The 25,661-nt window shown below is 74.1% G+C and carries 28 protein-coding genes; 11 read left to right on the forward strand and 17 right to left on the reverse strand.

Annotated elements, in window-relative coordinates:
* Positions 1–78 precede the first annotated feature (78 nt).
* The 3 genes from GA0074704_RS00600 (at position 79) to GA0074704_RS00610 (ending at position 1,973) form a co-directional block, all read left to right on the forward strand.
* Positions 79–396 (forward strand): ArsR/SmtB family transcription factor, encoded by a 318-nt coding sequence (locus GA0074704_RS00600; protein WP_088968679.1) that lies wholly within the window; start codon positions 79–81, stop codon positions 394–396.
* Positions 397–711: 315 nt separating this feature from the next.
* Positions 712–1,164, forward strand: a complete 453-nt coding sequence (locus GA0074704_RS00605) for a hypothetical protein (RefSeq protein ID WP_157743561.1) — start codon at positions 712–714, stop codon at positions 1,162–1,164.
* A gap of 8 nt (positions 1,165–1,172) precedes the next feature.
* The gene (locus tag GA0074704_RS00610; protein ID WP_157743562.1) at positions 1,173–1,973 is read left to right on the forward strand and encodes an FHA domain-containing protein; all 801 of its coding nucleotides are present in this window, start codon (positions 1,173–1,175) and stop codon (positions 1,971–1,973) included.
* A 312-nt stretch (positions 1,974–2,285) separates the two neighbouring features.
* On the opposite strand, the gene GA0074704_RS00615 is transcribed toward GA0074704_RS00610, so the two are convergent.
* Together GA0074704_RS00615 and GA0074704_RS00620 are read right to left on the reverse strand one after the other, a co-directional pair.
* Entirely contained in the window at positions 2,286–3,170 is an 885-nt protein-coding gene (locus GA0074704_RS00615) for an ABC transporter permease (RefSeq protein ID WP_088968682.1), read from the reverse strand.
* Positions 3,170–6,040, reverse strand: coding sequence for an alpha/beta fold hydrolase (locus GA0074704_RS00620; protein ID WP_088968683.1), 2,871 nt, complete (start codon positions 6,038–6,040; stop codon positions 3,170–3,172). Before GA0074704_RS00620 ends, GA0074704_RS00615 begins: the two co-directional genes overlap by 1 nt.
* A gap of 374 nt (positions 6,041–6,414) precedes the next feature.
* Between GA0074704_RS00620 and GA0074704_RS00625 the strand changes: the two genes are divergently transcribed.
* From GA0074704_RS00625 to GA0074704_RS29280, 7 genes are all read left to right on the forward strand, one after another.
* Positions 6,415–7,620, forward strand: coding sequence for a hypothetical protein (locus GA0074704_RS00625; RefSeq protein ID WP_088968684.1), 1,206 nt, complete (start codon positions 6,415–6,417; stop codon positions 7,618–7,620).
* Positions 7,610–10,456, forward strand: a complete 2,847-nt coding sequence (locus GA0074704_RS00630) for a sensor histidine kinase (protein ID WP_088968685.1) — start codon at positions 7,610–7,612, stop codon at positions 10,454–10,456. Before GA0074704_RS00625 ends, GA0074704_RS00630 begins: the two co-directional genes overlap by 11 nt.
* Complete coding sequence (locus tag GA0074704_RS00635) at positions 10,453–10,920, forward strand: roadblock/LC7 domain-containing protein (RefSeq protein WP_088968686.1); 468 nt, start codon at positions 10,453–10,455, stop codon at positions 10,918–10,920. Before GA0074704_RS00630 ends, GA0074704_RS00635 begins: the two co-directional genes overlap by 4 nt.
* Positions 10,917–11,381: a DUF742 domain-containing protein gene (locus tag GA0074704_RS00640; RefSeq protein ID WP_088968687.1), complete on the forward strand. Its 465-nt coding sequence runs from the start codon at positions 10,917–10,919 to the stop codon at positions 11,379–11,381. Before GA0074704_RS00635 ends, GA0074704_RS00640 begins: the two co-directional genes overlap by 4 nt.
* Entirely contained in the window at positions 11,359–12,129 is a 771-nt protein-coding gene (locus GA0074704_RS00645) for a GTP-binding protein (protein WP_197697578.1), read from the forward strand. The genes GA0074704_RS00640 and GA0074704_RS00645 overlap by 23 nt, the downstream gene beginning before the upstream one ends.
* A 45-nt stretch (positions 12,130–12,174) precedes the next feature.
* Complete coding sequence (locus GA0074704_RS00650; protein ID WP_088968689.1) at positions 12,175–12,699, forward strand: hypothetical protein; 525 nt, start codon at positions 12,175–12,177, stop codon at positions 12,697–12,699.
* A 165-nt stretch (positions 12,700–12,864) separates the two neighbouring features.
* Positions 12,865–15,381, forward strand: coding sequence for an AAA family ATPase (locus GA0074704_RS29280; RefSeq protein ID WP_231926719.1), 2,517 nt, complete (start codon positions 12,865–12,867; stop codon positions 15,379–15,381).
* A 4-nt stretch (positions 15,382–15,385) separates the two neighbouring features.
* On the opposite strand, the gene GA0074704_RS00665 is transcribed toward GA0074704_RS29280, so the two are convergent.
* The 12 genes from GA0074704_RS00665 to GA0074704_RS00720 all read right to left on the reverse strand — a co-directional run bounded on the left by GA0074704_RS00665 (position 15,386) and on the right by GA0074704_RS00720 (position 22,727).
* The gene (locus GA0074704_RS00665; RefSeq protein WP_088968690.1) at positions 15,386–15,754 is read right to left on the reverse strand and encodes a gas vesicle protein K; all 369 of its coding nucleotides are present in this window, start codon (positions 15,752–15,754) and stop codon (positions 15,386–15,388) included.
* Positions 15,751–15,990 carry a gas vesicle protein gene (locus tag GA0074704_RS00670; RefSeq protein WP_088968691.1) on the reverse strand — a complete coding sequence of 80 codons (240 nt, stop codon included), beginning with the start codon at positions 15,988–15,990 and terminating at the stop codon, positions 15,751–15,753. The genes GA0074704_RS00665 and GA0074704_RS00670 overlap by 4 nt, the downstream gene beginning before the upstream one ends.
* Positions 15,984–16,829 carry a GvpL/GvpF family gas vesicle protein gene (locus GA0074704_RS00675; RefSeq protein ID WP_088968692.1) on the reverse strand — a complete coding sequence of 282 codons (846 nt, stop codon included), beginning with the start codon at positions 16,827–16,829 and terminating at the stop codon, positions 15,984–15,986. Before GA0074704_RS00675 ends, GA0074704_RS00670 begins: the two co-directional genes overlap by 7 nt.
* Positions 16,813–17,178 (reverse strand): gas vesicle protein, encoded by a 366-nt coding sequence (locus GA0074704_RS29915; RefSeq protein WP_088968693.1) that lies wholly within the window; start codon positions 17,176–17,178, stop codon positions 16,813–16,815. The genes GA0074704_RS00675 and GA0074704_RS29915 overlap by 17 nt, the downstream gene beginning before the upstream one ends.
* A 1-nt stretch (position 17,179) precedes the next feature.
* Positions 17,180–17,527: a gas vesicle protein GvpO gene (locus GA0074704_RS00685; RefSeq protein ID WP_197697579.1), complete on the reverse strand. Its 348-nt coding sequence runs from the start codon at positions 17,525–17,527 to the stop codon at positions 17,180–17,182.
* Positions 17,502–17,954, reverse strand: a complete 453-nt coding sequence (locus GA0074704_RS28640) for a gas vesicle protein GvpG (RefSeq protein ID WP_197697580.1) — start codon at positions 17,952–17,954, stop codon at positions 17,502–17,504. The genes GA0074704_RS00685 and GA0074704_RS28640 overlap by 26 nt, the downstream gene beginning before the upstream one ends.
* 3 nt (positions 17,955–17,957) lie before the next feature.
* Positions 17,958–18,713 (reverse strand): GvpL/GvpF family gas vesicle protein, encoded by a 756-nt coding sequence (locus GA0074704_RS00695; protein WP_157743563.1) that lies wholly within the window; start codon positions 18,711–18,713, stop codon positions 17,958–17,960.
* Position 18,714: 1 nt separating this feature from the next.
* The gene (gene gvpJ, locus GA0074704_RS29920) at positions 18,715–19,203 is read right to left on the reverse strand and encodes a gas vesicle protein GvpJ (protein ID WP_088968695.1); all 489 of its coding nucleotides are present in this window, start codon (positions 19,201–19,203) and stop codon (positions 18,715–18,717) included.
* Complete coding sequence (locus GA0074704_RS00705; protein ID WP_088968696.1) at positions 19,200–20,405, reverse strand: SRPBCC family protein; 1,206 nt, start codon at positions 20,403–20,405, stop codon at positions 19,200–19,202. The genes gvpJ and GA0074704_RS00705 overlap by 4 nt, the downstream gene beginning before the upstream one ends.
* 2 nt (positions 20,406–20,407) lie before the next feature.
* The gene (locus tag GA0074704_RS00710; protein ID WP_088973356.1) at positions 20,408–20,878 is read right to left on the reverse strand and encodes a hypothetical protein; all 471 of its coding nucleotides are present in this window, start codon (positions 20,876–20,878) and stop codon (positions 20,408–20,410) included.
* A gap of 293 nt (positions 20,879–21,171) precedes the next feature.
* Positions 21,172–21,681: a GNAT family N-acetyltransferase gene (locus GA0074704_RS00715; RefSeq protein ID WP_088968697.1), complete on the reverse strand. Its 510-nt coding sequence runs from the start codon at positions 21,679–21,681 to the stop codon at positions 21,172–21,174.
* A 152-nt stretch (positions 21,682–21,833) separates the two neighbouring features.
* Complete coding sequence (locus tag GA0074704_RS00720) at positions 21,834–22,727, reverse strand: hypothetical protein (RefSeq protein ID WP_088968698.1); 894 nt, start codon at positions 22,725–22,727, stop codon at positions 21,834–21,836.
* Between the two features lie 169 nt (positions 22,728–22,896).
* On the opposite strand from GA0074704_RS00720, the gene GA0074704_RS00725 reads away from it, so the two are divergent.
* The gene (locus GA0074704_RS00725; protein ID WP_088968699.1) at positions 22,897–23,112 is read left to right on the forward strand and encodes a hypothetical protein; all 216 of its coding nucleotides are present in this window, start codon (positions 22,897–22,899) and stop codon (positions 23,110–23,112) included.
* A gap of 4 nt (positions 23,113–23,116) precedes the next feature.
* On the opposite strand, the gene GA0074704_RS00730 is transcribed toward GA0074704_RS00725, so the two are convergent.
* The 3 genes from GA0074704_RS00730 to GA0074704_RS00740 all read right to left on the reverse strand — a co-directional run bounded on the left by GA0074704_RS00730 (position 23,117) and on the right by GA0074704_RS00740 (position 25,630).
* Positions 23,117–23,524: a DUF3263 domain-containing protein gene (locus tag GA0074704_RS00730; protein ID WP_088968700.1), complete on the reverse strand. Its 408-nt coding sequence runs from the start codon at positions 23,522–23,524 to the stop codon at positions 23,117–23,119.
* A 115-nt stretch (positions 23,525–23,639) separates the two neighbouring features.
* Positions 23,640–24,659, reverse strand: coding sequence for an ABC transporter permease subunit (locus GA0074704_RS00735; RefSeq protein WP_088973357.1), 1,020 nt, complete (start codon positions 24,657–24,659; stop codon positions 23,640–23,642).
* Entirely contained in the window at positions 24,656–25,630 is a 975-nt protein-coding gene (locus GA0074704_RS00740) for an ABC transporter ATP-binding protein (protein WP_269458922.1), read from the reverse strand. The genes GA0074704_RS00735 and GA0074704_RS00740 overlap by 4 nt, the downstream gene beginning before the upstream one ends.
* Positions 25,631–25,661: the final 31 nt, after the last annotated feature.

A 25,661-nucleotide genomic window follows, 5' to 3' on the forward strand; every position in this document is an offset into this window, starting at 1 on the left:
GTTCGAGTTTCATCGAACCAACCGCACCGACCCTAGGAGCTTGTTCGACGGATGTCGAACATCGGTTACCATGCTCACATGGAGCTGCACGAGCCCGAACTGAGAGACGTGCCGGTGACCGCCGTGCTCGCCGCCCTCGCCGACGACGTCCGGCTCCGGATCGTGCGGACCCTCGCCGAGGACGGCGAACGGGTCTGCGGCACCTTCGAACTGGGCGTCTCCAAGGCCACCCGCAGCCACCACTTCAAGGTGCTGCGCGAGGCGGGGCTGACCCGCACCCGGGTCGCGGGCACCAGCCGGCACGTCCGGCTGCGCCGCGACGAGATCGACCGCCACTACCCCGGCCTGCTCGACGCCGTCCTCCCCGACCGCGAGCCCACCAATCGGGCGGGCTGAGAACGCCTGCGCCCCGCTCCTCTCCCGTTAGCCCTGGAACGCCTTGCTCCGGACTCTCGAAGGGCCGAACTGACAACATGGCGCGCCTCGGCGACCCGACCAGTGCTGAGACCTTCGCGTGGTCGACACAGATGTCGGAAGGAGGGGCACCTGCCCTATTCGCCGATGTCAGGTCAACGACTCGCCGCGCACACGAGGCAGCACCATGACGACAGTCTCCGATAGTGTCCGGTCGGACACAGAACGAGGCGGCCTCACGTCGCCATCTGGGAGGCGAGAAGGGGCGCGGTTATGAGTCGGCAGGTGTCCCACTTGATGACGACGGCCAATCTTGGCACCCTCCTGTCGCCCCTCGCGGGGGCGGTAACCGTAGGTGGCATCACCTGGACCACCAAGAACCGGATCGTCAGAGAAGGTGCCCTTCAGGTCAACACGGCCCTCCGGGTACTCGCTCCGTGTCGACTTCGCATGATGGTCAATGAGCTCAAACCGAGCGAGCCGACGCTTCAGTATCTCGCGGGAGACGGTCGCTTCGGCTTCTCTGCTCGAAGACTGTGCATCAACAGCCCCCACCGCCCTTTCCCAGGCACGCACAAGCATCGGAGCGAGCCTGGCGGGGGCGACGAGGGCGCCTACGAGCCGGACGACATACCTGCCGTTCCGCTTCAACCGAGGGTCGCACCTGGGACGTATCGTGCGATCCTGGAAGCGTTCGCTGCGGAGTGCTTCATCGCGATCGGCGACGACTTCGTCTGGCGCGAGCCATGAGGAGGGGGATGGTCGTGGACGCCTCAACTGTCATCGGCGCTGTCCTCCGGGCCGTCAACGACAACACGGTGGTGTACCCGTACGGCGACGGCCTGCTTGTCGACCTGCCATTGACCTACGGCGACGGCGACGGCGTACGGGTGCTGGTTGAGCCGATGGGATCCGGTTACCGGGTGACCGATCGTGCTGCGGCCGCATCTCTCTTGACCATGGCCGGTGTGAACTTGTCCGCTGGTCGCGCCGCTGAGGCGTTCGCTGAGATCATGGCCAGCGGCGGCCTGAACGGAGTCAATGCTGCAGCCGGTGAGATCACCACGTTCGGCATCACCGATGATCTGGGCAAGCTCGTGTTGGATGTCGCCCAGGCGTCGCTACGAGTAGACCAGCTCAGATGGCTTGCCCCCCGCCAAGCAGGCATAAAGTTCGTCGACCGAGTCACAGATCGGGTGACCGCTTGGGCTGGGCGCAGCCGAAAGCTTCAGCGAGACGCCCCGATTCCCTTGGAGTCAGGGCGGAGCCGCTCCGTCACGCTTCGGGTTGCCAACGACGGCAAGGCGGCATACGTTCAGGCCGTCAGCCTACGCGACCCGGATCAAGCAGCTGAGCATTGCTACCACGTGTTCGGCCTGTCCAAGATTGCCAGAGAGAGCCGAGTCGCCGCGCTAGATGGCTCCGCGCATGATTGGCCACCGGCGATCGTCGCCGAACTCCGTACCGTCAGCGACGTCGAGTTCTTCGACGACCCGCTCAGCCTTGAGCGGCAGCTTGACAAGGTAGTGCCTCCCTCGCAGCCAGCGCTTCGGGCATAGCGGGATCACTCGCCAAACATCCTCTTGCTAGCGAGGGTGGCATCTCCTTGCTTGCTGCTGCTGTCCATCAGCCTTGGCCCAGCAGCCCTGGCGCCCCTCAACCAGGCCCTCGACGCACAGCGTCAGCCAGGGCAGCCGCAGTACCGCATCCCGATGCGAGGCCCACTGGCCGTCAACCGCTCCACCCGCCCGTCCGCGTATGCAGGACCCTGCGGTCGGTCATGCTCTGGCACACGGATCGAGGTGACCGTAGGAACCTTTAACTCTGAGTTAGTCGTTCGAATCCGGAACGCATCGCGACGGCCGACGCCGCTACGAGGTGACGTCCTTGCGGGTGAAGCGCCAGAACGCCAGCCCCCAGAAGAGCGTCGCGTAGCTGACCGCCGAGATCGTCCCCCGCACCACGTCGTCGGTCTGCATCGGCGTCGACAGCAGCCCCAGCCAGGCGCTGCTGTAGTGGGTCGGCAGGAAGTCCCGCAGCACCCCCAGCGCGGTGATCTGGTCCAGGATGCTGGACAGGATCCAGAGCAGCACCGCGCCGCCGACCGCGCCGAGCGCCGCGTCCGTCGTCACCGACAGCAGGAACGCCAGGCCGGCCACCACCAGGAGTACGACCGCCAGATAGCCGAGCACCGCCAGCAGCCGCAGCAGGCCCTGCCCCGGCGCCAGCTCGGCGGCGACCTGGCTGCGCAGCGGCGACCAGCCGTAGCGCAGCGAGCCGGCGAGCAGGGCGGTGCCGGCGAGCAGCAGCAGGGCCAGCAGCGAGTACGCCAGCGCCACCACCAGCTTCACCGTGAGCAGCCGGGCCCGGGGCACCGGAACCGCCAGCAGGTAGCGCAGGCTGCCCCAGCTCGCCTCGCTGGCCACGGTGTCACCGCAGAACAGCGCCACCACCACTACCAGCAGGAACGACGCCGACACCAGCAGCGAGAAGAGGGTGAAGTTCAGCCCGCCCGAGGTGGCCAGCTCGGCCAGGCTGGCGAACTCGTTGCGCCCGTTGTCGTCGTCGCCGGAGTCGAACTGGAACGCGATCAGGATGATGATCGGCAGCAGCACCATGAACCCCAGCGCCAACTGGGTACGCCGCCGCGACGCCTGCCGCCGGAACTCCGCGACGAACGGCATCGTCGCCGACGGCCGGTAACCGGGGGCCGCCCCGGCCGGGCCGAGACGCGTGTCGACATCAGAGCCCGCCATCACCGGTCACCGCTTCCCCGAGAGTTCTCGCCCACCAGGGCGAGGAACGCGTCCTCCAGCCGCCTTCGCGGCACCACCCGGTCCACCCCGATGCCGGCCCGGACCAGCTCGGCCACCACCTCGCTGCGGGCGGTGCCGTTGGTGTCCACCACCAGCCCGCCGTCGGCGTCGGGCAGCACCCGTACGCCGTCCAACCGGTCCAGCACGGCCCGCGCCGCGTCCGGGTCGGTGACGTCGAAGAGCACGCTGGGCGACTCGCCGACGATCTCCGCGACCGGCCCGGAGGCCACGATCCGACCCTTGTTGACCACCACCGCGTGGGTGCAGGTCTGCTCCACCTCCGCCAGCAGGTGGCTGGAGACCAGCACCGCCCGGCCGTCGGTGGCGTAGCGCTGGAGCACCCGGCGCATCTCGGCGATCTGCGGCGGGTCCAGCCCGTCCGTCGGCTCGTCCAGCACCAGCAGCTCCGGCAGGCCCAGCATGGCCTGCGCGATGGCCAGCCGCTGCCGCATGCCGTGGCTGTACTTGCGGGTCTTGCGGTGCACCGAGTCGCCCAGCCCGGCGATCTCCAGCGCCTGCTCGAAGTGCGCGTCGGCCTCCGGCCGCCCGGTCGCCCGCCAGTACGCCTTCAGGTTCTCCAAACCGGAGAGGTGCGGCAGGAAACCGGGCCCCTCGACCAGCGCGCCGATCCGGGACAGCACCGGCGAGCCGGGGACCAGCCGGTGCCCGAAGACGTAGATCTCGCCGGCCGTCGGCTGGGTCAGCCCCATCAGCACCCGCAGGGTGGTGGTCTTGCCGGCGCCGTTCGGGCCGAGCAGGCCCACCACCTGGCCAGGGTGCACCTCGAAGTCGACGTGGGAGACGGCGACGAAGCCGTCCGCGTACTCCTTGCGCAGGTCGCGGACCGCGAGCGGGACGCCCGCGTACTCCGGGTGGATCGAGCTGTCCTGGCGGCGGTGCCGGCGGCGGGCGAGCAGGACGACCACGACGAGCCCGACCGCGATGGCGGCCAGCAGGCCGACCAGCACCCAGCGCCAGACCGCGGCGCTGGTCGGGATCGGCTCCCCGGTCACCGTCGGCAGGACCAGCGGGGCGTCGCCGGCCGCGACCGTGTAGACGGTCGGCTGGGCCGGCGTCGTGTACGCCTGGTCGGAGGTGGCCACGACCACGCGCAGCCGGTGCCCGGCCTCGATCCGCCGGACGATCGCCGGCAGCGTGACGGTGACCGGCGTGGCCGCCTCCACCGTCTCCGGCAGGCCGGTCAGCCGGACCGGCGCGACCAGCCCGTCGGGGAGCGTGGCGGCGCCGTTCGGGTCGACGTCGTAGAGCTTGACGAAGAGCACCGCCTCGCCGGTCGGCGACGCGGCCCGCACCTGGACGGTCGGCGCGCCGACCACGTCCACCGCCCGGTCCAGCGGCGCCGACTCGAAGCGGGCGTGCTGGCCGGGGATGTCACCGGCCACCCCGTCGAGCAGCGAGCCGAGCGCACCGGCGAACGGCACCGAGGAGATCGCCGCCGGGTTGCCGTTCGGCGGGTTGGCGACCGGCTGCGCCGGACCGCTCACCGGGATCTCGCGCCGCCCGGTGCCGGCCACCCCGGGATAGTCGGTGGTCCGGTAGCCGGTCGCCACCAGGCCCCGGTCCAGGGCGTCGAAGCCGGCGATCCGGGAGAAGGTGAAGTCGTCACCGGGGGCCGGACCCTCGCCCTTGACGTAGTGGTCCAGCCACTGCGCGGTCAGGAACTTCACCCGGTCCGAGTCGCTCGTCGGGCCCTCGCCGCCGTCGTGGCCGCCGGTGAACCAGGCCACCCGCACCGGCGTGCCGTTCGCGGCGATGCCGCGCGCGTTCGCGTCCGCCTCGGTGAGCGGGAAGAGGGTGTCCGCCTCGCCCTGCACCAGCAGGGTGGGCGACTTGATCCGGTCCAGCACGCCGGCCGGGCTGGACCGGCGCAGCAGGTCCACCGCCGCCTGGTCGGCCCGGCCGGTGGTGGCGATCCGCAGGTACGCGGCGCAGACGTCGGCGGCGAACCGGCCGCAGGACGGGTCCGCCGGTCCGGCCGGCCCACGACCCGGACCGCTGCCCGGACCGGCGCCGGGTTGCGGGCTGGGCGCACCGGCCGCCGTGGGCGCCTGCTCGGGCTGGGCGGCGCCGGTGGAGCCGGACAGCCCGGCCGGACCGGAGCCCGCGTTCCCGCCGCCGCCGAAGAAGATCCCGGCCCAGCCCTTCTTGAACACGCCCTCGGTGGCCGGCTTGCCGGTGCTCTCCGGCAGGAAGGCCCGGGACAGGTCGTTCCAGGTGATCATCGGGACGATGGCGTCGACCCGCGGGTCCTGCGCGGCGAGCAGCAGCGCCAGGCCGCCGCCGTACGAGCCGCCGACCACGCCCACCCGGGGGTCACCGGCGGAGTCGGTACGGATCTCGGGGCGGGCGGCCAGCCAGTCCAGCAGCCGCTGCCCGTCGCGGATCTCGTAGTCCGGGTTGTCCAGGTGGATCTGGCCGCCGCTGCGGCCGAACCCGCGGGCGGTCCAGGTGAGCACCGCGTACCCGCGGGCGACCAGGTCCTCGGCGTCGGAGCGGACCGAGTCCTTCGTGCCGCCGAAGCCGTGCGCCAGCAGCACCGCGGGCACCTTCGCGCCGGCCGAGGCCCCGTCGGGCAGGTAGAAGGTGGTGTCCAGGGTGATCGGTTCGTCGCCGGCCGGCCCGGAGCGGACGGTGACCGGCGCCGACTCGGTGCGGAACCCCGCCCCCTCGGGCCGGGCCAGCCAGACCAGCAGCGCCGCCAGCAGCACGACCACGACCGACGCGGCGACGACCCGCCGCCGGTTGGACAGGACACGTCGGACCGCGGCGCCCGACAGCGGTGACCTCATTCCGAGAACGGTACGGCCCGGAAGCTGAGTGTTGCCTGGGATCCTCCGTACGTCCGTCCGGTCGGGCCGATCGGTGCGCGGGTGTCATCGACCGCGCGGCGTCCAGCGCGTCCCAGCGAACTGAATTCGGATCCCGTGAATTCCGATCTTCGGTGGAAATCGCCGCGCATCCCGTCATCCCGCCCGCTCTCCGACACCCTCCGTGCCCACAAGGTCATCTCCGGGTGACATCGCTCCAAGTGACGTGAAACTGACCCAGCGAGTCCGGTCCCCGGTGCGCCAGGCTGGGTTAGCTTTCCGGTCCGGTGAGCGGGACTGCCTGAACGTGTCCCGGCACCGCACCCGTCCCGCGCGTGAGCCGGAGGAGACCCACCATGACCGTCCCCGCGCAGCGGGCCCGCCGGCGGCCCTCCGTACCGGGCCGGATGCTCCCGCTGCTGCTCGTCACCGCGCTGCTGGCACCGGTGGCGTTCCTCTTCGTCCAGGCGTCCCGGCTCACCGACGACGACCGGGACCTGGCCACCCGGGAACGGCTCGGCGTGCAGTACCTGCGCGCCCTCGGCCCGGTCACCGAGGCCCTGATCGACGCGCAGTCCGCGGCGGTCAACGGCCAGCCGCTCTCCCGCGACTCGCTGACCACGGCGGTGGAGGGCGCGGCCTCGGTGGACGCCCGGGTCGGCGACGAGCTGCGCAGCCACGAACGCTGGGCCGGTCTGCGGGCCAAGCTGGAGGCGCTGCCCGACCGCAGCCTCACCGACCCGGAGGCGGCCTACCTCGCGTACGGGGAGGTCACCGACCTGCTCCTCGCCCTGCACCGCAAGGTACGCGAGAGCTCCGGCCTGATCCGCGACCCGCGCTCCGACTCGTTCTTCCTCCAGGACGGCATCGCCGGCGACCTGCCGGAGGCGATGGTGGCCGCCGGCCGCCTCGCCGACCTGGCCACCCTCGCCGCCCGCCGGCCGGCCGCCGAGCGGGTCCGCAGCCTCACCGAACTGGCCGCCGTCCGGGTCGCCGCCCTCGGACCCGCCACCGACCTGGTCGCCGACCTGCGGGCCGCCGTGGACAGCTCGGAGAGCACCGACCTCGGCCCCAGCGTGCTCACCCCGCTCGACACCTACCAACGCGCCGTCGAGACGCTCGCCGCGCTCTCCGCGCCCGCCGACCGGACCGGCGCCACCTCGGCCGAGCCGGGCCAGCTCGGCGCGGCCCGGCGCAACGCGCAGGCCGCCGCCAAACAGCTCCAGTCGGTCATCCTCGACGAACTCGACACCCTGCTCGGCGAGCGGATCGACGGGCTGGACCGGGACCGCTGGCAGGCCGTGGCCGCCACCGCGACCGCGGTCGTCCTGCTGGTGCTCCTGGCCGCCGTGCTGATCGCCGCGTTCCGCCGGGCCCGCCGCCGGGCCACCGAGGAGGTTCGGGCCGAGGAGGGTCCGCAGATCCTGCCCGAGCCCGACCGGTGGCAGCCGCCGCTGCAACGGCGCACCCCGCAGCACACCGCCGAGGCGCGCTCGCTCCAACCGGCCGCCGCCACCCGCGGCGGCGAGACCGAGCCGTGGGGGCCGTTCGATGCTCGCTAGGCTGCGGATCCGGGGCAAGCTCGCCCTCCTGGTGATCATTCCGCTGCTCAGCATGGCCGGACTCGCCGTGCCGGTGGTGGTCGACCGGATCGACACCGCCCGGCAGGCGGGCGCGATCGCCGACACCGTCCGCGTCGCCAGCCGGGTCGGCAGCCTGGTGCAGGACCTCCAGCAGGAACGGCTGCTCTCGGTGGGGCTGCTGCTCGGCCGGGTCAGCCGGACCGAGCTGATCCAGAAGGCGGCCATGGTCGACGACCGGGTCACCGACCTGCGCGCCGAACTCGGCGACGAGCTGCCCGGCCCGGTCGCCACCGCCCTGGACGGCGTACGCCGGCTGGCCGACCTGCGGACCGCCGTGCTGGCCGGCGCGGCCACCCCCGGGCAGATCATGGAGACCTACGGCCCGGTGGACACCGCGCTGATCGACTCGCTGCGGCTGGTGTACGACGTGGACACCCGTACCTCCGCCGGCAAGCAGGTGCTGGCGCTGGACCACCTGCTCCGCGCCGACGAGGGGCTGAGCGCCTGTGCCACGCTGATCGTGCTGGTCAAGGCCACCAAGGATCCCAAGGTGGTGGCCGGCTTCATCGCCTGCATCTCCGCGTTGCAGGTCGACAACACCAAGTTCCGCAGCCTGATCACCCGCGAGCAGTTCAAGCTGGCCCAGCTGGACGACGCGGCCACCGCGGCGCGGACCAGCCCCACCTTCCTCACCGACAGCGTGCGCGACCCGGTGGGCGCGATCGACCCGGTGCCGCTGGACGCGCTCTTTCCGTCCGTCCGCTCCATGATCACCCTCGGCCAGTTCGTCGAGAAGAAGATCGTCGCGGACGTCATCGCCGAGGTCACCGTCGAGCAGCGGCGGGCGCTCACCACCGCCTGGCTGCTCGGGGGTGTCGCCGTGGCGATCCTGCTGCTGGTGGTCGGCCTCAGCATGGCGGTGGCCCGGACGGTCGCCCGCCCGCTGACCCGGCTCACCCGCTCCGCCGACCGGGTCGCCCGGGTCGCCGAGGAGGAGCTGGTCCGGGTCGCCGACGACGAGACCGAGAGCGCCCCACCGGTCCGCCTCGACCCGGTCGACGTCCGCGCCCAGGACGAGATCGGCGACCTGGCCCGCGCCTTCGAGCGGGTGCAGAGCACCGCCGCCCGGCTGGTGGAGCGGCAGGTCGCCGGCCGACGCAACGTGGCCCAGATGTTCGGGCACGTCGGCCGCCGTACGCAGAACCTGGTCGGCCGGCAGATCGCGCTGATCGACCAGCTGGAACGGCAGGAGACCGACCCGGGGCGGCTGGAGCAGCTCTACCGGCTCGACCACGTCTCCAGCCGGCTGCGCCGCAACGCGGGCAGCCTCGTGGTGCTCTCCGGCGCGGCCGGCGCGGACGGCCCGGTGGCCCCGGTGCCACTGGCCGACGTGGTCCGGCTGGCGCTCGGCGAGATCGAGGACTACACCCGGGTGGACGTGCAGGTTCCGCCGGGCGTCTCGGCGGCGCCGGCGGTCGCCGGTGACCTGGTGCTGGTGCTCGCCGAGCTGATGGAGAACGCCACCGTCTTCTCGCCGCCGCACACCCGGGTGGTGGTCGGCGGGGAACTCACCGAGACCGGGGCCCGGCTGTCCGTGGTGGACCGGGGCATCGGCATGACCGAGGAGCGGCTGGCCGAGGAGAACGCCCGGCTGACCCGGCGGGAACGGCTCGACCTGGCCCCGACCGAGGTGCTGGGACTCTTCGTGGTCGGCCGGCTGGCCCGCCGGCACGGCCTGGCCGTGGAGCTGGTGACGACCGGCGGGGGCGGCGTCACCGCCCGGCTGGAGATCCCGGCGGCGCTGCTGGTCATCCGACAGGCCGATCGGGAGGGCGCCACGGTCGCCCGGGCCACCGTGCCGGCCCGGGACCGGCGGTCACCGATCGCGCTGGACGCGGCCCGCCCGGGCCGGGCGCTCACCTCGGCCCCCGAGCGCCGCTCCCCGGCCGAGGTCGCACTGCCGGCCGGCTTCGACCCGGACCTGCTCGACCGGGCCACCCGGAGCATGGCCGACGGCCGGCCGTGGGACGCCTTCGGCTCCGGTGGCCGACCCGACCCCGCCCCCGCCGGTCCCGCCGCCGCGCCGCTCGAACCGCTCCTGCCGTCCGCTGCCGGGACCGCCGAGCCACCGATGGACCCCTATCGGCTCGCGCCGGCCAACCCCGTCGCCGCGCCGGTGGACCCGTACCGGCCGGCGCCGGTCGGGGTCACCGAACCGCTGCCCCGGCGCACCGCGACGGCACCGGCGGGCGACACCGTGCCGCTGACCCTCACCCCGGCCACCACCGCGTTCCTGGAGCTCGGCACGCCGGCCACCCCGGCGGCCCCCGCCGGTCCGGCCTCGGCGTTCCGGCAGCGGGTACCCGGCGCCAGCCTGCCACCGGCCGGCCCGGCCGCCCGGCCGGTGGGTGGGACCGCCGCCGACCCGGCCGCCGCCCGCGCGCTCGTCGAGGAGTTCCAGTCCGGGGTACGCCGGGCGGAGCAGCGCCATCCCGGCAGCTGGCCGCCCGCGCCCGCCGCCGCGCCGCCACCCGTCGCGACCCCACTGGTCACCGCGCCCGTCGTCGCCTCACCCACCGCCACGACGCCGCTGGTCACCGCGCCCGCCGCCGCTCCGACCCGGCCACGGCTGAGCCGCCGGGTGCCCGGAGCGAACCTGGCCGTCAGCCCGCACGCGGCCCCGCCGCCGGTCAGCTCCGGCCCCGGCGACCCGGCCCAGGTGCGGGACCTCATCACCGAGTTCGAGGCGGGCGTCGCCCGTGCTCTCCGCGAAGTCAGTCCAGGCCCCCGGAACGAAGAGGGATCATCACGGTGACCAGTCCCTACCTGCACGACAACGTCGACCACCAGAACGGCGCCCCGGAACTCAGTCCGGAGGCGCGCACCTTCAACTGGCTGCTCGACTCGTTCACCTCCAGCACCGCGGGGGTGATGGAGGCGATCGCCGTCTCGTCCGACGGGCTGCTGATGGCCATGTCGGCCATCAAGGACCGGTCCAACGCGGAGCGGCTGGCCGCCGTGGTCTCCGGCATGACCAGCCTGGCCGGCGGCGCCGCCAGCTGGTACGCGCTGGGCGGCCTCAACCGGGTCATCGTCGACATGGCCGAGGGATACCTGCTGATCAGCGCGATCAGCAGCGGGTCGGTGCTGGGCGTCGTCGCGGACCGCTCGGCCAACCTGGGCACCGTCGCGTACGAGATGACGCTGTTCGCCGGCCGGGCCGGCGGCGCGCTGACCCCCCGCCTGATCGCCGAGCTGAAGAACGCCGTCCAGCAATGACCCCCGACGTCGCCGGCGAGGGCCCGGACCCGGAGCCAGCCGTCCGGATCCGGCCCTACCTGCGGACGTCCCCGACCGGCGCGGGCGACCCGACGCCCGTGCCGCCCACGCCGTCCGCCCCCGGGGGGCCGAGCGGTCCGCGTCCGTTCGTGCTCACCGCCGGCCGGGTGGCCGGCGCCGACCCGGCGATCGGGTTGGAGACCCAGGTGACCACCCGCTCCGAGGCGGCCCGGTCGGCCCCGCTGGCGCCCGAGTTGCAGGCCATCGTCGCGCTGTGCGGCGAGCCGATCTCGGTCGCCGAGATCTCCGCCCGGACCAGGCTGCACTTCGGCGTGACCCGGGTCCTGGTCGGCGACCTGCGCGCCGCCGGCCACCTCGACGTGCACGTCGACGACCGCCCCGACGCCCTTGACCCCGACCTCATCCTGCGAGTGATCGATGGACTCCGTGCGATCTCCTGACCGGCCGCCGATCCCTCCGGGCGGGCTCTCGGCCAACAGCGCCGCCGCCCGCTACGGCCAGCCGGCCGGCCCCGGCCCGGCGACGGGCCACGGGCTGCCGCCGGTGGCCGCCGTGCCGGCGTACCGGCCGCCGGTGGTGCCGCCGCCGGCCGCCACGGTGCCCCGGGTCCGGCCCACACCCCCGGCCAGCCCGCCGATCCCGGTGAAGATCCTCGTCGCCGGTGGCTTCGGGGTCGGCAAGACCACCACGGTCGGCGCCATCTCCGAGATCGCCCCGCTGACCACCGAGGCGGAGATGACCAGCGCCGGGATCGGCGTCGACGACCCGGGCGTACGCTCCGCGAAGACCACCACCACGGTGGCGATGGACTTCGGGTGCGTGACCATCGACCGCAGCCTCAAGCTCTATCTGTTCGGCACCCCCGGCCAGGCCCGCTTCGGCTTCATGTGGGACGACCTGGCCCGGGGTGCGCTCGGCGCGCTGGTCGTGGTGGACAGCGCCCGGCTCGACGACTGCTATCCCGCGATCGACTTCTTCGAACGGGCCGGCCTGCCGTTCGTGGTGGGGGTGAACGCCTTCGACGGCCGGCTGGCGCACGACCTGGGGGCGATCCGCTGGGCGCTGGCCATCGGCGAGCACGTGCCGCTGGTGCGGTTCGACGCCCGGGAGCGACTGTCGGTCCGCGACGCCCTGCTGGTCGTCCTGGACCGGGCGCTGGACCGGGCGACGAGGGACCGGGGGGCCTGAGCCGACCGACGGCTCGGCACCGGCAGGGGGAAGAGGGGGTACGACATGCGAGGCGGACTGGACGAGACGCTGGCCCGGCTGGCCCGACGGCAGGAGGCGCTGCGGCGGCGCGGCGATCCCGACGACGCCGTACGGCCGGACGACGAGCCGACGGAGGTGCTCCGGCCGGCGGTCGCCCGACCGAACGCGGGACCGCGCGACGGGCAGTTGCGGGTGGTCGGTGGGACGGTGGCCGAGGCTGGGTCCCGCCCGGGCCGCCACGAGGCCGGGCCGGATCCGGTCGAGGAGGTCGCCGAGGCGGTACGCCGGGTGCTGGCCGCGTACCCGGACGTCACGGTGACCCTCCGGGTGGAGTACGACGGGCGGACGTACCCGCTGCGGATCGCGCCGTCCGACGGTGACGTGTCGGTGCGGGCGGACCCGCCGGCCCCGCCGCCGGTGTGGCCGCTGGCCGGGCGCCCGACGCCGGGCTGGGAGAGCCACCGGGAGGCGGCCGACCCGGCCGCCCGGCTCGCCGACCTGATCCGCCGCGACCCGTCCCTGCTGGACGGCACCGCCCCCGACCACTGACCGGGGCACCTGACCCGGGCAGCGAAGATCCACTCAACTTCCCGGGAAGTGCTGCCTCGCCACGCCTGGAGGCAGCATCTTCCGGGAAGCTGCCCGCGGCGGCGCCGGCCCGGCGGCGCGTCGACGGCAGGGGCGGGACGGGCGCCGGCCCGCTAGGGTCGGGCGGTGGCGGAACCCCACCTGACCCTGACCGCGCTGCTGCGGCCCGCGGCGCTGGACGCCCGACGGGGCGTGGTCCGGCTGCACCCGGAGGTGCTCACCGCGCTGGCGTTGCGCCCGGGCGACCCGGTCCGGCTCGCCGGTCGCCGGACGACCGCCGGGATCGTCGCGCCGGCCGGCCCGGAGGCCGGGCCCACCCTGCTGCACGCCGACGACCTGATGCTCGGCAACCTGGGCGTCCGCTCCGGCAGCCAGGTGACGGTCGCGCCGCTGCCGGTCACCCCGGCCCGCCGGGTGCGGCTCACCGGCCCGGTGGGGATCGTCGCGGCGGTCTCCCCGGAGATGCTGCGGCTCGCGCTGCTCGGCAAGGTGGTGACGGCCGGGGACGACGTCTCGCTGCTGCCGCAGGACGTCCTGCCGGACGCGTCGGTCCGCGCCCTGGTCGAGGCCGCGCGCCGCAGCCTCTCCAACACCGTCGGGTACGCCTGGACCAGCACCCTGCTCACCGTGACGGTGGCCGAGCCCGAGGTCGGCGCGCTGGTCACCATGGAGACCGAGGTCGGCTGGGAACACGGTCCGGTGACCCACGGCTCGGCCGGTGGCTCCGGCACGCCGGCGGGTTCCGCCGGCACGGGTGCCTGGCCGGGCGGGACCACCGGCGACGAGGCCCCGCCGGGCCGGACGACCGGCAACGGGGTCTGGCCGGACGGGGCCACCGGCAACGGCGCCCGGTCCGGCGGGACGGCAACCGCCGACCGGCCCGACGGCCGAGGGCGCGGCCAGTTCGGCGACCATGGCCCGGCAGGGTCCGGCGAGCGGGTTCCGGGCTTCTCCACCGGCACGGGAACCGCCGGTGGCGCGGGAACCGCCGGTGGCGCGGGAACCGCCGGTGGCGCGGGAACCGCTCGTGGGACGGGAACCGCCGGTGGCGCGGGAACCGCCCGGGAGGCGGCGGAACCGGCGCCGAGCGTCGACGAGCTGCCCGGGCTCCGGGCCCAGGCCGAGCAGCTCACCGAGCTGCTGGACCTCGGCTTCCACCACCGGGAGGTGCTGGACCGGCTCGGCACCGGGGTGTCGCTCGGGGTGCTGCTCAGCGGCCCGGCCGGTTCCGGCAAGGCGGCGCTGGTCCGGGCCGTCGCGGCAGCGCTGGGCCTGCGGGTGCACCCGGTCTGGGCGCCGGAGCTGGCCGCGCTGAGCAACGACGCGGCGGCCCGCCGGCTGCGCGAGGCCGCCGCGGCGGTCCGTGCCGCCGGTCCGGCCGTGCTGCTGGTCAGCGACGTCGAGGCGCTCGCCCCGGCCACCGAGCCCGGCCCGCTGGCCACCGTCTTCGGTCAACTGGTCGGTGAGCTGGTCCGTTCCGGCGCGGCGGTGGTCTGCACCACCGGCCGGCCCGAGGAGGTCCAGGCCAGCCTGACCGGCCCGGACCTGCTGCCGGTGCGGATCACCGTGCCGCTGCCCGACGCCGCGCTGCGCCGGGAACAGCTGACCGTGCTCACCCGGCAGGTCCCGCTGGCCGAGGACGTCCGGCTCGACGAGGTGGCGGGGCGTACCCCCGGGTTCGTCCTCGCCGACCTGGCCGCGCTGGTCCGCGAGGCCGGGGTCCGCGCGGCGCTGCGGCAGCGAGCGGCGGAGAGGCCCACCGTGGCGATGGCCGACTTCTCGGCCGCGCTGGAGGTGGTCCGACCGACCACGATGGCCGGTTCCAGCCTGGAACTGGCGGCGGTGACCCTCGACGACGTCGGTGGCCTGGGCGAGGTCAAGGAGAGCCTGACCGAGTCGGTGCTCTGGCCGCTGACCTATCCGGACACCTTCGCCCGGCTGGGCGTGCAGCCGCCGCGCGGGGTGCTGCTCTACGGCCCACCCGGCTGTGGCAAGACCTACCTGGTGACCGCGCTGGCCGGGTCCGGCCGGGCGAACGTGCTCTCGGTGAAGGGTGCGGAGCTGCTCTCCAAGTGGGTCGGGGAGAGCGAGCGGGCCGTCCGGGAGCTGTTCCGCCGGGCCCGCGAGGCCGCGCCCACGCTGGTGTTCCTGGACGAGGTGGACGCCCTGGCGCCGGTCCGCGGCCAGGCCAGCGACGGGGGTACGACCGACCGGGTGGTCGCCGCCCTGCTGACCGAGCTGGACGGGGTGGAGACGCTGCGCAACGTGGTGGTGGTCGGCGCGACCAACCGGCCCGACCTGGTCGACCCGGCGCTGCTGCGCCCCGGCCGGCTGGAACGGCTGGTCTACGTGCCCCCGCCGGACGGGCCGGCCCGGGCGGACATCCTGCGCGCCGCCGCGCGCAACGTGCCGCTCGCCGAGGACGTGGACCTGGCCGGGCTGGGCGAGGAACTCGACGGTTTCTCCGCGGCGGACTGCGCGGCGCTGGTGCGGGAGGCGGCGCTCGCCGCGATGCGGGAGTCGCTGACCGCGGCCACGGTCACCGCCGCGCACGTGGCGACCGCCCGTCGGCGGGTCCGCCCGTCCCTCGACCCGGACCAGGTGGCCTGGCTGGCCGCGTACGCCGAGAAGCGGGCCGGCTGACCGGTCAGTCGGTGGGCAGCAGCGGGCCGAGGGGGCCGAGGTCGAGGTTCAGGTCCTCCGGGGAGAGGCCGAAGTGCTCGCGGAGCAGGGTCATCTGCTCCTCCAGCGCCATCAGGGTGGCGCCCATCCGTTCGATCTGCTCGTCGGTGAGGTCGCCGACCTCGACCCGGCGCAGCGCCTGCCGTTCCATGAGTTGCCGGAGCAGCTCGATGATGGTGAGCACGAGGCTGCCCAGTCCCCGCTCGACGGAGTCCCGGTCGACGGCGACCCGGCGGTCCAGCGGGCGGACCCGGGGCGGCTGCCAGGACGGTACGCCCAGCGCGGCGGCCAGCTCGGCCGCCTCGTCCCGCCGTACCGGCCGCGGGTCGGTCATCCCGGGCTCCCGGGCGGCAGGGCGGGGCGCAGCTCGGGTGGGGTGAGCGAGCCGACCGAGGAGACCAGCGCCCGCAGCGAGACGTACACCAGGTCGATGTCGGCGATGGCGATGGTGATCTCGCCGCTGATCACCACGCCGGTGGCGAGCACCCGGTCCAGCAGGTCCACCAGGGCCACCGGCCGGTACGCCAGCGGGTCGTCGGCGCTGCTCGGCGCCAGGGTCTGGGTCACCATGACGCGGGGTCCCGGACGGTGTGCGGCTGTTCGGCCGGCCCCTCGCCCACGAACGAGTACGGCGGCCACGGGCCGGTCAGCTCCAGCCTGACCTGCGGGTGCCGGCCGGCGAGCGCCCGGACCAGCTCGGTGAAGCCGTCGAGAGCGGCGGTGTCCACCAGGTACGCCCCGTTGAGCACCATCGCCGTCGCCGCGCCGGAGAGCCGGCGGTCCTGCAGGGCGTGCCGGCGGTCGGCGACCGCGTACTGGGCGAGCGCCTCGTGCACGGTGGCGGCGGTGTCCGCGGCGATCCGCTGCCCCTGCTCCCGCGCGGTCAGCTGGGCCCGCCGCCGCCGCAGGTACGCCGCTCCCGCGCCGCCCCCGCCGGCCGGTTCGTCGTCCTCCTCGGCCGGCGGCGCGCCGGGCACCACGTACCCCTTGACGCCCCACTCGGTGCGGCCGGTCAGCCGGTCCAGGGCGGCGGTCAGCTCCGCGTGCCGCTCGGCGAGGACCGCGGCGACCCGGTCGGCGTCCCGGTGCACGGTGGCCAGCCGGGCCGGCACCACCGCACCGGTCGCGGACAGCGCCGCCACCACCCCGTGGTGGGTCCGGGCGGCGGACTCCAGCCAGGTCAGGTCCTCCAGCTTGCGGCGCAGCGGCTCCTCGCCGTACTCGGTCAGGGGGGCGGCGCTGACCACGGCGACCAGGCCGCCGCCGTGCACCGCGCGGACCTTCCCGCCGTCCATCCCCACCATCTCGGCGAGCGTGTCCGGCGGAACGTCCCGGACCACCCCGTGCAGCCAGGCTCCGGTCTCCGGCCGGGTCGTGGCGACCGGGCCGACGTCAGCGGTCGTACTCATCGAAGTCCCTCCTCGCCGTGGCCCGCTCCACCCGGGGGCGGCGCTCGGCCTCGACCTCCTCGGGGTCGCGCGGGCCCGGCTCGATCGGCGGGCGGGCCCGGGAGCTGAGCCACGGGTCGTGTTCCCACCAGTCGATGCCGATCTGCCGCGCGGTGTCGACCGAGGCGATCACCAGCCGCAGCTTCAGCGTCAGCAGCTCGATGTCGAGCAGGCTGACCCGAATGTCTCCGGCGATCACGATGCCCCGGTCCAGCACCCGTTCCAGGATGTCCCCCAGGTTCGCCGGCTCGTGCCCGGCGCCCATCACCTGGCCGGAGTTCTGCACCACCGGTGGTCGCGGACCGGTCATCTCACCCTCCGTCGCCCTTGCCGCGCTGGTAGCGCCGCGTCCGTCGATAGCCCAGCAGGCCACCGTCGAGGTCCAGCTCCACGTCGTAGAGGCCGAGCAGGTCGGTGGAGGCGGGGATCCGGTGGTCCTCCACCACCTCGACGCCGACCAGCCAGCCGTCGTCGGTGGGCTGGATGGAGGTGACGCCGAGCGGGTCCCGGCCGGTCAGCGCGACCACCTGGCGCAGCCCCTCGCGCGCCGCCTCGGCGGCCGAGATCGGTTCCAGGTCCTCGTCGTCGTCCTCGTACCGGCCCGCCGGTTCACCCCGGCCACCCCGGCTGCCGTCACCGCGGATCAGTCCTGCCGACACCGCGTCCACCTCCCTCGCCCGCTCGTCGTCGCGGCGGCCCACCCCGGGCGCGCCGCCGTTCCCCGGTGGCGGCCCGCCGCGCCCCGGCACCACCGGCGCGGGCGGCCGGACCACCCGGCCGGGCGCCCCCGGCACCGGCCGACCGGCCACTGCCGGTCGCCGGGCCCGTCGCCCGACCGCCGGCCGGGGCGCCGGAGGAGCCGGCCGTGCCGGTCAGCCGGTCCAGCACCTGCTGCTGTCCGGCGTCCCGCTCCGCGGTGGTGATGTCACCCGCCGCCGCGGCCCGGTCCAGCTCCTCCAGCTCCCGGCGGACGTTCGCCGGGTCGTGCTGCTTGGCCTCCGCCTCCCGGGCGATCACCTTCAGCACCGAGGTCAGACCGCGCACCGGGGCGTACGGGAAGGTCAGCAGCCCCCACAGGATGTCCACCGGTCACTCCGCCAGCTGATGGGCGCCGACGAAGTCGTACGGGGCCAGCGGGCCGAGCAGCCGCATCCGGATCAGGTCCCGGCGCTGTTCGGCGAAGTCCTCCACCGCCGCCAGGAACTCCTCCTCGTGGTCCGCCCCGATCAGGAAGGCCACGTTCACCGCGTCCAGCTCGCTGCTCGGTGGCCGGACCGCGGTACGTACGGCGTACCGGCCCATCTCGTTGACGAGCCGCCCGTTCTCGGCCTCGCGGCTCAGCTCGACGGCCTGGCTGATCATCTCGCCGAGCCGGATCCGCGCCTCCCGGGTCTCCGTCTCGGGCCGGCCGCGTACCTGCTCGGCCAGCCGCGCGGCGTCCGCGTTACCGGCGAGGATCTCGCTGATCAGCGCGCTGTCGTCGTACCGGCCGTGCACCGTGTACTGCAACCGGTCCTCGAGCTGGTCGAGGGTCTCGGCGAACTCGTCATGGTGCGCGGAGAGCAGATCCTCCACCGCGTCCGGGCCGGTGACCACGGTGCCGAACCGCACCGGCAGCACCGGTGCGACGGCCGCGGTCCCGTCCAGCAGCGTCTGGTACGCGGTCAGGTCGGCGGGCCGGCCCATAGGCTGCTCCAGCCCCACCTCGCTGACCAGGGCCGCGAGCTCCCCGTGCCGTACCGCGGTGATCTCTCCCGGCGGGTCGCCGACCCCGGCGGCATCCGGGGTCGGCTCCACGTCGGACGGCACGATGCCGTAGATGAACAGTCCGGTCTCGTCCGCCATGTCAGCGCTCCCCGTCCCGGCGGCGGCGGGGCCGGTCACGGACCGCCCCGGTGGTGTCGGCGGCCGTGTCGCCGACCGTCCGGCCGAGCTCACCGGCGGTCCGGCTGGCCTCCCGGGTGACCCCGCCGGCAACGCCGCCCACCTCCCGGGCCACCCCGCCGACCTCGCCCACCGTGTCGCCGAGCCCCGAGGTGACCTCGCGGGCCGCACCGGTCACGTCGCCCAGCAGCCCGGAGAGTGGGCCACCCTCCTTGGGTTGGATGTCCAGCCGGTCGGTCATCTCGGCGAACTTCAGGTACGTCTCGATGCTCGCCACCACCACCCGCGCGTTGATCTCCAACAGCGGGATGCCGACCACTCCGATGGTGACCTGGGCGTCGATCACGACCCCCTTGTCGAGGACGGTCTCCACGACGTCGGCGAGCCCGCCGGCACCGCCCTTCTCCAAAGCGCCACCGGCCTGGCCACCGCCCGACGTCACGACGCTCATTCGTCACGCTCCTCGCGGCGACGGCGGACCACCGGCCGGCGGGGCGCCTCGGGGGCGCGTCGGGCCGTCGGGCGGGGCCGCTGCGGCTCCTCCCGCTGCTCGCGGGACTCCCGCTCGGGGCGGGGCTGGGCGCGGCGGGCGCGCTCCGGCTGCCGGCGGCGCGGCGCGGGCTGCTCCTCGTCGTACCCCTCGTCGTAGTCCTCGCCCTCGTCGTAGGCGTCGTACTCCTCTTCCTCCTCGGTCGGGCGGCGGCGCTGCGGCGGCCGGCGGCGGCCCCGCTCGGCGGGCCGGCGCTCCTCCTCCTGCTCGGGCTGCTCCTCGCCCTCCTCGGGCTCCTCCGCCTCGCCCTGCTCGGCCTGCTCGCGGGCCTCCTGCTCCTCCTGGAGGGCGGTCTCGTGGTCCTTGACCACCTCGGAGTCCTGGATCTCGCCGCGCCAGCCCTCGACCGAGTCGGGGTCGAGCACGGTGACCGTCATGACGTGCCGGACGAAGTGCTTCAGCTCCAGCCGGACCCGACGACCCTGGGCCCGCCACAGGTTGCCGGTGTGCTCGAACAGGCCCTTCGGGTGGTATTCCAGGACGACCAGGATCCGGGTCAGCTCGGGGCCGACCTCGTGGAAGCTGACCGTGCCGTCCACCGAGCCCTTCTCGCCCTTGGACCGCCAGTGGATCAGCCGGTCCGGGATCTGCCGGACGATGGTCGACTCCCAGCTGCGGTGCGACCAGAAGATCTGGGCCTTCCAGTTCATCTTCTCGTCTTCGGCGTTCTCCGCGAGCTCGACCTTCTTCATGAAGCTCGGGAAGTCGCCGAAGGTCGTCCACTGGTTGTAGGCCACCCGGACCGGGACGCCGACCTCGATGGTCTCGACGATGTTGGTGACCTTCAGCTTCTTGCCACCGCTCTTGCCGCCCTTGCCGCCACCGAAGGCCGCCATCAACTTCTCCTTACCGCCGGCCAGGCCGGCATGGAACATGGCCTTGACCGGGGAGTTGCCCTCGGCGAGCTTCTGCGCGCCGGTGGCCGCGGCGATCAGGCCCGGACCGCCGCCCTGCTTCGCGTACTCACTGAGCCGACCGGTGGCGCCGGTGAGCCGCTCGGTCACCACGGTCACCGCCCGTTCACCGATCGCGCTGGCCAGGTTGCGCAGCTCGCCGCCGAGCTGGTCGCGGGCCCGGTCGGTGAGGTTCTGGGTCGCTGCCATCCTCATCGCCCCCGACCGCGGGTCACCGGCCGCCGGTCGTCCGCCGCCGGCTGCTCGTCGAGCTCCTGCTCCTCGTCCGGGGCCGAGCCCTGCTCGTCGTCGTACTGGTCCTCGTCGTACTGGTCGTCCTGCCGGTCGGCGCCCTGGTCCGGCTGCCCCCCGCCGGAGCGGCGGCGCAGCGCGTCCGCGCCGCCGCGCAGCTTGCCGCTGAGCGCGTCGATGCCGCTGCCCGCGGCGGCCGAGGCGGCGGCCTTGCCGGCGGTGGCCAGCGGGGCGCCCAGCTTGCTCAGGTTGCCCAGTTGGGGGGTGTTGTTCAGCAGGTCGGTGCCGACCTTCATCAGCCCGCCCGGCCGCTGGCTGGCCCGGCCGGCGGCGACGGCCGCGGCGAGGGTGAGGGCGGTACGCATCTTCTTGCGCCGGCCCAGGACGTAGCCGGCGGCGATCGCGAGCGCGACTCGTGCTCCGCTCTTCATCTCGTGCTCCTTCACTCCCCGGGGAAATCGGACACCCGATTCGTTCGCGGCCGGAAAAACAGCTACCGGGGAACAGCGCGAGAAAGGCCTGCGATCGGGGTCCCGTATCAGCGGACCCGGCGGGCAGTACCCGAGGCAGCAACCACAAAACATTGCCGCACTGCGCTTAGGCGCGGCTGAGAAGAGCTATCGGGACTGCCGGACAGCCTCGGTCGCAAACTGCACAAATCGGATTTCAGGGCAGCCCTGAGCAGGGCGGGGGACAAATGCTTGCCCGACGACAAGCAGCCCGTTCAGTGGGTCGGAAGTACGGAGTCCAGACACATTTCCGCGCGCAGTTTCCCGCCGCCGGAACGCAATTTCGCACCGCATTTCCGCAATACCGAGACGGCACCCGCGTTGTCCGGTGCCGTCTCCGCCACAACGGTACGCATACCGGCTGCGGCGGCCCGGTTCAGCAATTCGCGCAGCGCCGCGGCGCCCAGCCCCTGCCCCCGGGCCGAGCGGCCCAGCCACATCCCGGCCTCCACCACCCCCGGCGCGTCGCAGCGGGTCATCCGGACCATGCCGACCACCTCGCCGCCGGCCACCACAGCGAACATCAGGGTCCGGGTGGGGCCGTCCAGACCGCCGAAGCTGGCCCGGTGGAAGTCCCGGAACGCGTCCCGGCGGGCCTGGGACCAGCCGGCCGGCGCCTCGACCGGGGGCATCACGTCGGCCGGCTCGGCCTCGGCGACCGCTACGGAGAGCAACGGCTCCAGGTTCTGCTCGTCCACCGGCTCCAGCCGTACCGATCCCGTCACAGTGCCGCAGTCTGCCGCCCGGGACCGGCTCAGTCCAGCCCTTTGCCCCGGTACTGCCGGTCCGTCGGGAGGTCTCGGCCGGTCGTGCCACCGAGGTGTTCCGCATCACGCTCCGTGGTCCTGTCGACGGGACTGCGCGGGCTGCAGACCGCTCAGCCGAACTGGCAGAGCACCACCGACGCGTCGTCGGCCCGCTTGAACCGGCGCAGCCGGTCGGCGTGGTCCCGCTCGGCCGCCCGGACCCGGCCGATCAGCGCCTCCGGCCCCTCGGTCGTCACCAGGTCGAGCAGACCCGGCCAGCCGAAGAGGCCGAACTGCTCCACCGCGCAGGAGGCGCCGTCGCTGAGCAGCACGGCCCGGCGCAGCGCGCCCACCCCGCGCAACGGCAGCGTCCCGGTCACCGCGTGGTACGCCGCGTCCGGGTCGGACGCCGCCACCCAGTAGCCGTGGGTCCGGTTCATCCGCTCCCGCTGGGCGGTGACCACCAGCCGGAACCGGGTGGCCCGGTCGGCCGCGTCCGCCGGTAGGTCGGCCATCATCCGGCGCAGCTCGGCGGCGGTCGCGTCCAGCCGGTCGTCGGTGACCACCCGCACCTCCGCATCGGTCTCCAGCACCAGCGGGGAGTCGCAGAGCACCAGGTAGTCCACCTGGTCGCCGCCCTCCCGGAGCAGGCAGACCGTCGACGACGGGGTACCGGGATGGTCCAGGTCGCACCGGCCGTCGTGGTCGGCGCGCACGGCGAGGATCGCCGCCGCCAGGTTGCTCATCAGCGTCGCCGCCGGCCGGGACGCCTGCGCCAGCCCGATCCGGGCCGCCAGGTGCCGGACGTACCAGGACGGGCCGTGCACGCAGCCCGTGTCGAAGCCCTCCGGCACCGTCGCCCCGTCGAGCACGCCGACCAGCGGCCCGAACCGGAACACCAGGTCCTCGTTCTCCGGCCGGCCCGGAGCCGCCGCCGAGGCGGAACTCACCCGCATCGTCGGCGCCGCCCCCGCCGGCCACGCCGGCCGGCTCCCGATCGCGTACCGCCGGTCCGGTGCCCCCATCCGCGTACTCCCTCCGTCGCCGCCCACCTACCCGGCCGTACCCGGGACATGCCGGCCATCCGGCCAACTCGCCGTCGCCGCACGGACGCCGACGGTAGCGTCGGCAGTGGTGGGCTCGCCGGCCCGGCACGGCGCCGGCGGAGCGGTACTACGGCGACAGGGGGATCGCATGTTGGCACGGTTGCACGAGTCGGGACTGAAGTCGGAACACATGTACTTTGCCGGGTTCGCCAGCATCGGCCTCTCGTTCACCAGCTGGTTCCTCTCCAAGCACCTGGAGCGGGCCGGCGTGGCCCGGGCGGACCGCTGGGGCATCTTCATCGGCGAGTGGGCGCCGACGTTCTTCGCCATCGGCAACGGCCTGCAGATGTACGAGAAGCGCTGAGCGGTCAGCGCCGCCGGTTGCGCGCCCGCGACGAGCGCAACCGGCGCAGCCGGGCGATCAGCACCGGCTCGGCGGCCAGCGCGGCTGGATTGTCCAACAGGCCGTTGAGCAGCTGGTAGTAGCGGGTGGCGGAGAGGCCGAAGGTCTCCCGGACGGCCTGCTCCTTGGCGCCGGCGTGCCGCCACCACTGCTGCTCGAAGTCGAGGATCCGCCGTTCCCGCTCGGTGAGCCCGGCGGGACCGACGGCGGGTGTCCCGGTCGGGGTGCCCTCCGGCTCGACCTCGGGGGTCGACTCCGCCTCGGGTGCGGGGCGCGGGGGCGGAATGACCGGCGCACCGTCGCGTCCCGGCGTGCCGGCCGCCGGGGACGGCTCGGGCCGGCCGGTGGCGGCCGCGGAGGCGTCGGCGGACATGGCGCTCTCCTCGCAGGCGGGTGGGACCGGGGACCCACAGCCTAACCAGGGCCGACCAGGAACGCAGCGGACGCCACGGGCGGCCCCGGAACGTCCCGGGGCCGCCCGTGACGACTCAGGCGACGTCGCGCCGGCGCATCGTCCAGAGCGCCGCGCCGAGCGCGAGCACCAGCCCGACGACGATCAGCACCGACGACTGCTGCCAGTCGATGGTCAGCTTGTCCGGCAGGCAGTTCCCCGACGGGCTGGCGTTGCACGCGTCGTAGTCCTCCAGCGTGACCTCCTTGCGCATCCAGGCCAGCCCGTAGGTGGGCAGCAGCCAGGCGTCCGGGAAGGCGACCCCGGCCAGCCGCAGCACGATGCCCAGCCCGAACTGGGCCACCACGAAGAAGGCCATCGCCCCGCCGAGCGCGAAGGCGGTGTGCCGCCCGAGCGAGGCCACCGCGAAGCCGACCGCCGTGACCGCCAGCACCAGCGCCACCGCGCGCAGCTCGGTCAGCCCGAACGACCGCCACACTCCCGCGGCCATCTCGGTGGTCGTCCCTCGGAAGTGCCCGATCAACCAGAACGCCACGGTCCAGAGGGCGACCGCCAGCACGGTGGTCACGGCAGTCGCGCTGAGCAGCGCCGCCAGCTTGGTCAGCAGCACGGTGAGCCGCTTCGGCCGCCACAGCAGCAGGTTCATCATGCCGCCGGTGTTCCACTCGGCCCCGACGTACGAGGCGCCAACCACGAAGCCGACCACCGCCAGCAGCGCCGCGAAGGTCTCCAGGGTCTGCGCGAAGTCGTCGTGGAACCGGAACGTCGGCGGCAGCGACCACTTCGGGTCGAACGCCTCCGGCGGCGGCGGGCTGATCTGGGAGCAGTCGTCCGGGAAGCCCCGCTCGCCGGGCGCCTCGCCGGCCGCCTTGGCCTTCTCGCACTCGGCGCGGAACCGGTCGGTGTCCCGCACCGCCTCCTGGTAGTGGGCCTGGGTGGCCCGTTCGGCGGCGGCGACCTGCTCGGCGCCGATCTTCTGGTTGGTGACGAAGGCGCTGGCGACGATGGCTCCCAGCACCAGCAGGCCGAGCAGGGCCATGTACCGGGTGAAACGCCGCTTGCCGAGCCGGCGCAGCTCGGTCCGATAGAGGCTCACGCGCCCCACCCTCCCCTGGCGGCCTCCGGGTCGCCGACCTTCGTGGACTGGTCGACCTGCCGGTGCTGGCCGGGCACCGGCGCGGTGGCGGTCAGTTCGAGGAAGACGCTCTCCAGGTCGACGGCGACCGGCGCGAGTTCGCTGACGTACAGGCCCTGGTCGGCGAGGAGCCGGCTGACCACGGCCGGCTTGTCGACGCCGGTGAGCATCAGGTGGTCCGGCTGGGCGGTGACCCGGATACCGCCACGGTCCAGCAGGTCGGCGGCGGTGGGCAGGTCGGTGACCGCCTCCAGCCGGACCCGGACCACACCGTGGGAGTGCTGGGCGAGCACCTCGTCCACCGGGCCGAAGGCGACCCGGCGGCCCAGCGAGATGATGGTGACCGCGTCGCAGATGAGCTGGATCTCGCCGAGGATGTGGCTGGAGAGCAGCACGGTCATCCCGTTGGCGGCCAGGTCGCGGACCAGGGTGCGCATCTCCCGGATGCCGCCCGGGTCGAGGCCGTTGGCGGGCTCGTCCAGGATGAGCAGCTTCGGGTCCTTGAGCAGCGCCGACGCGACCGCGAGGCGCTGCTTCATGCCCAACGAGTACGTCTTGACCCGCTCGCCGGCCCGGTCCCGCAGACCGACCAGCTCCAGCACCTCGTCGACCCGGTGGCGAGGCACCTCGCCCGCCCCGGCCAGCAGCTCCAGGGTGTCCCGGGCGGTGAAGTGCGGGAAGAACTGCGGGCTCTCCACGATGGCGCCGATCTGGCCGGCGACCTGCGGCAGGGCGGCCGGCACCTGGTGGCCGAGCACGCTCATCCGGCCGCCGTCGGGTCGGATGAGGCCGAGCAGCGTACGCAGGGTGGTGGTCTTGCCGGAGCCGTTCGGCCCCAGGAAGCCGTGCACCTGGCCGGCCTCCACCCGCATGTCGAATCCGTCGAGCGCGTTGCGGGTGCCGCGCCGACGGCTCTTGTAGGTCTTGCGCAGACCTTCGATCTCCAGGACAGCCGACAAGCTG

This window comes from Micromonospora siamensis, from assembly GCF_900090305.1.
Lineage (GTDB): Bacteria > Actinomycetota > Actinomycetes > Mycobacteriales > Micromonosporaceae > Micromonospora > Micromonospora siamensis.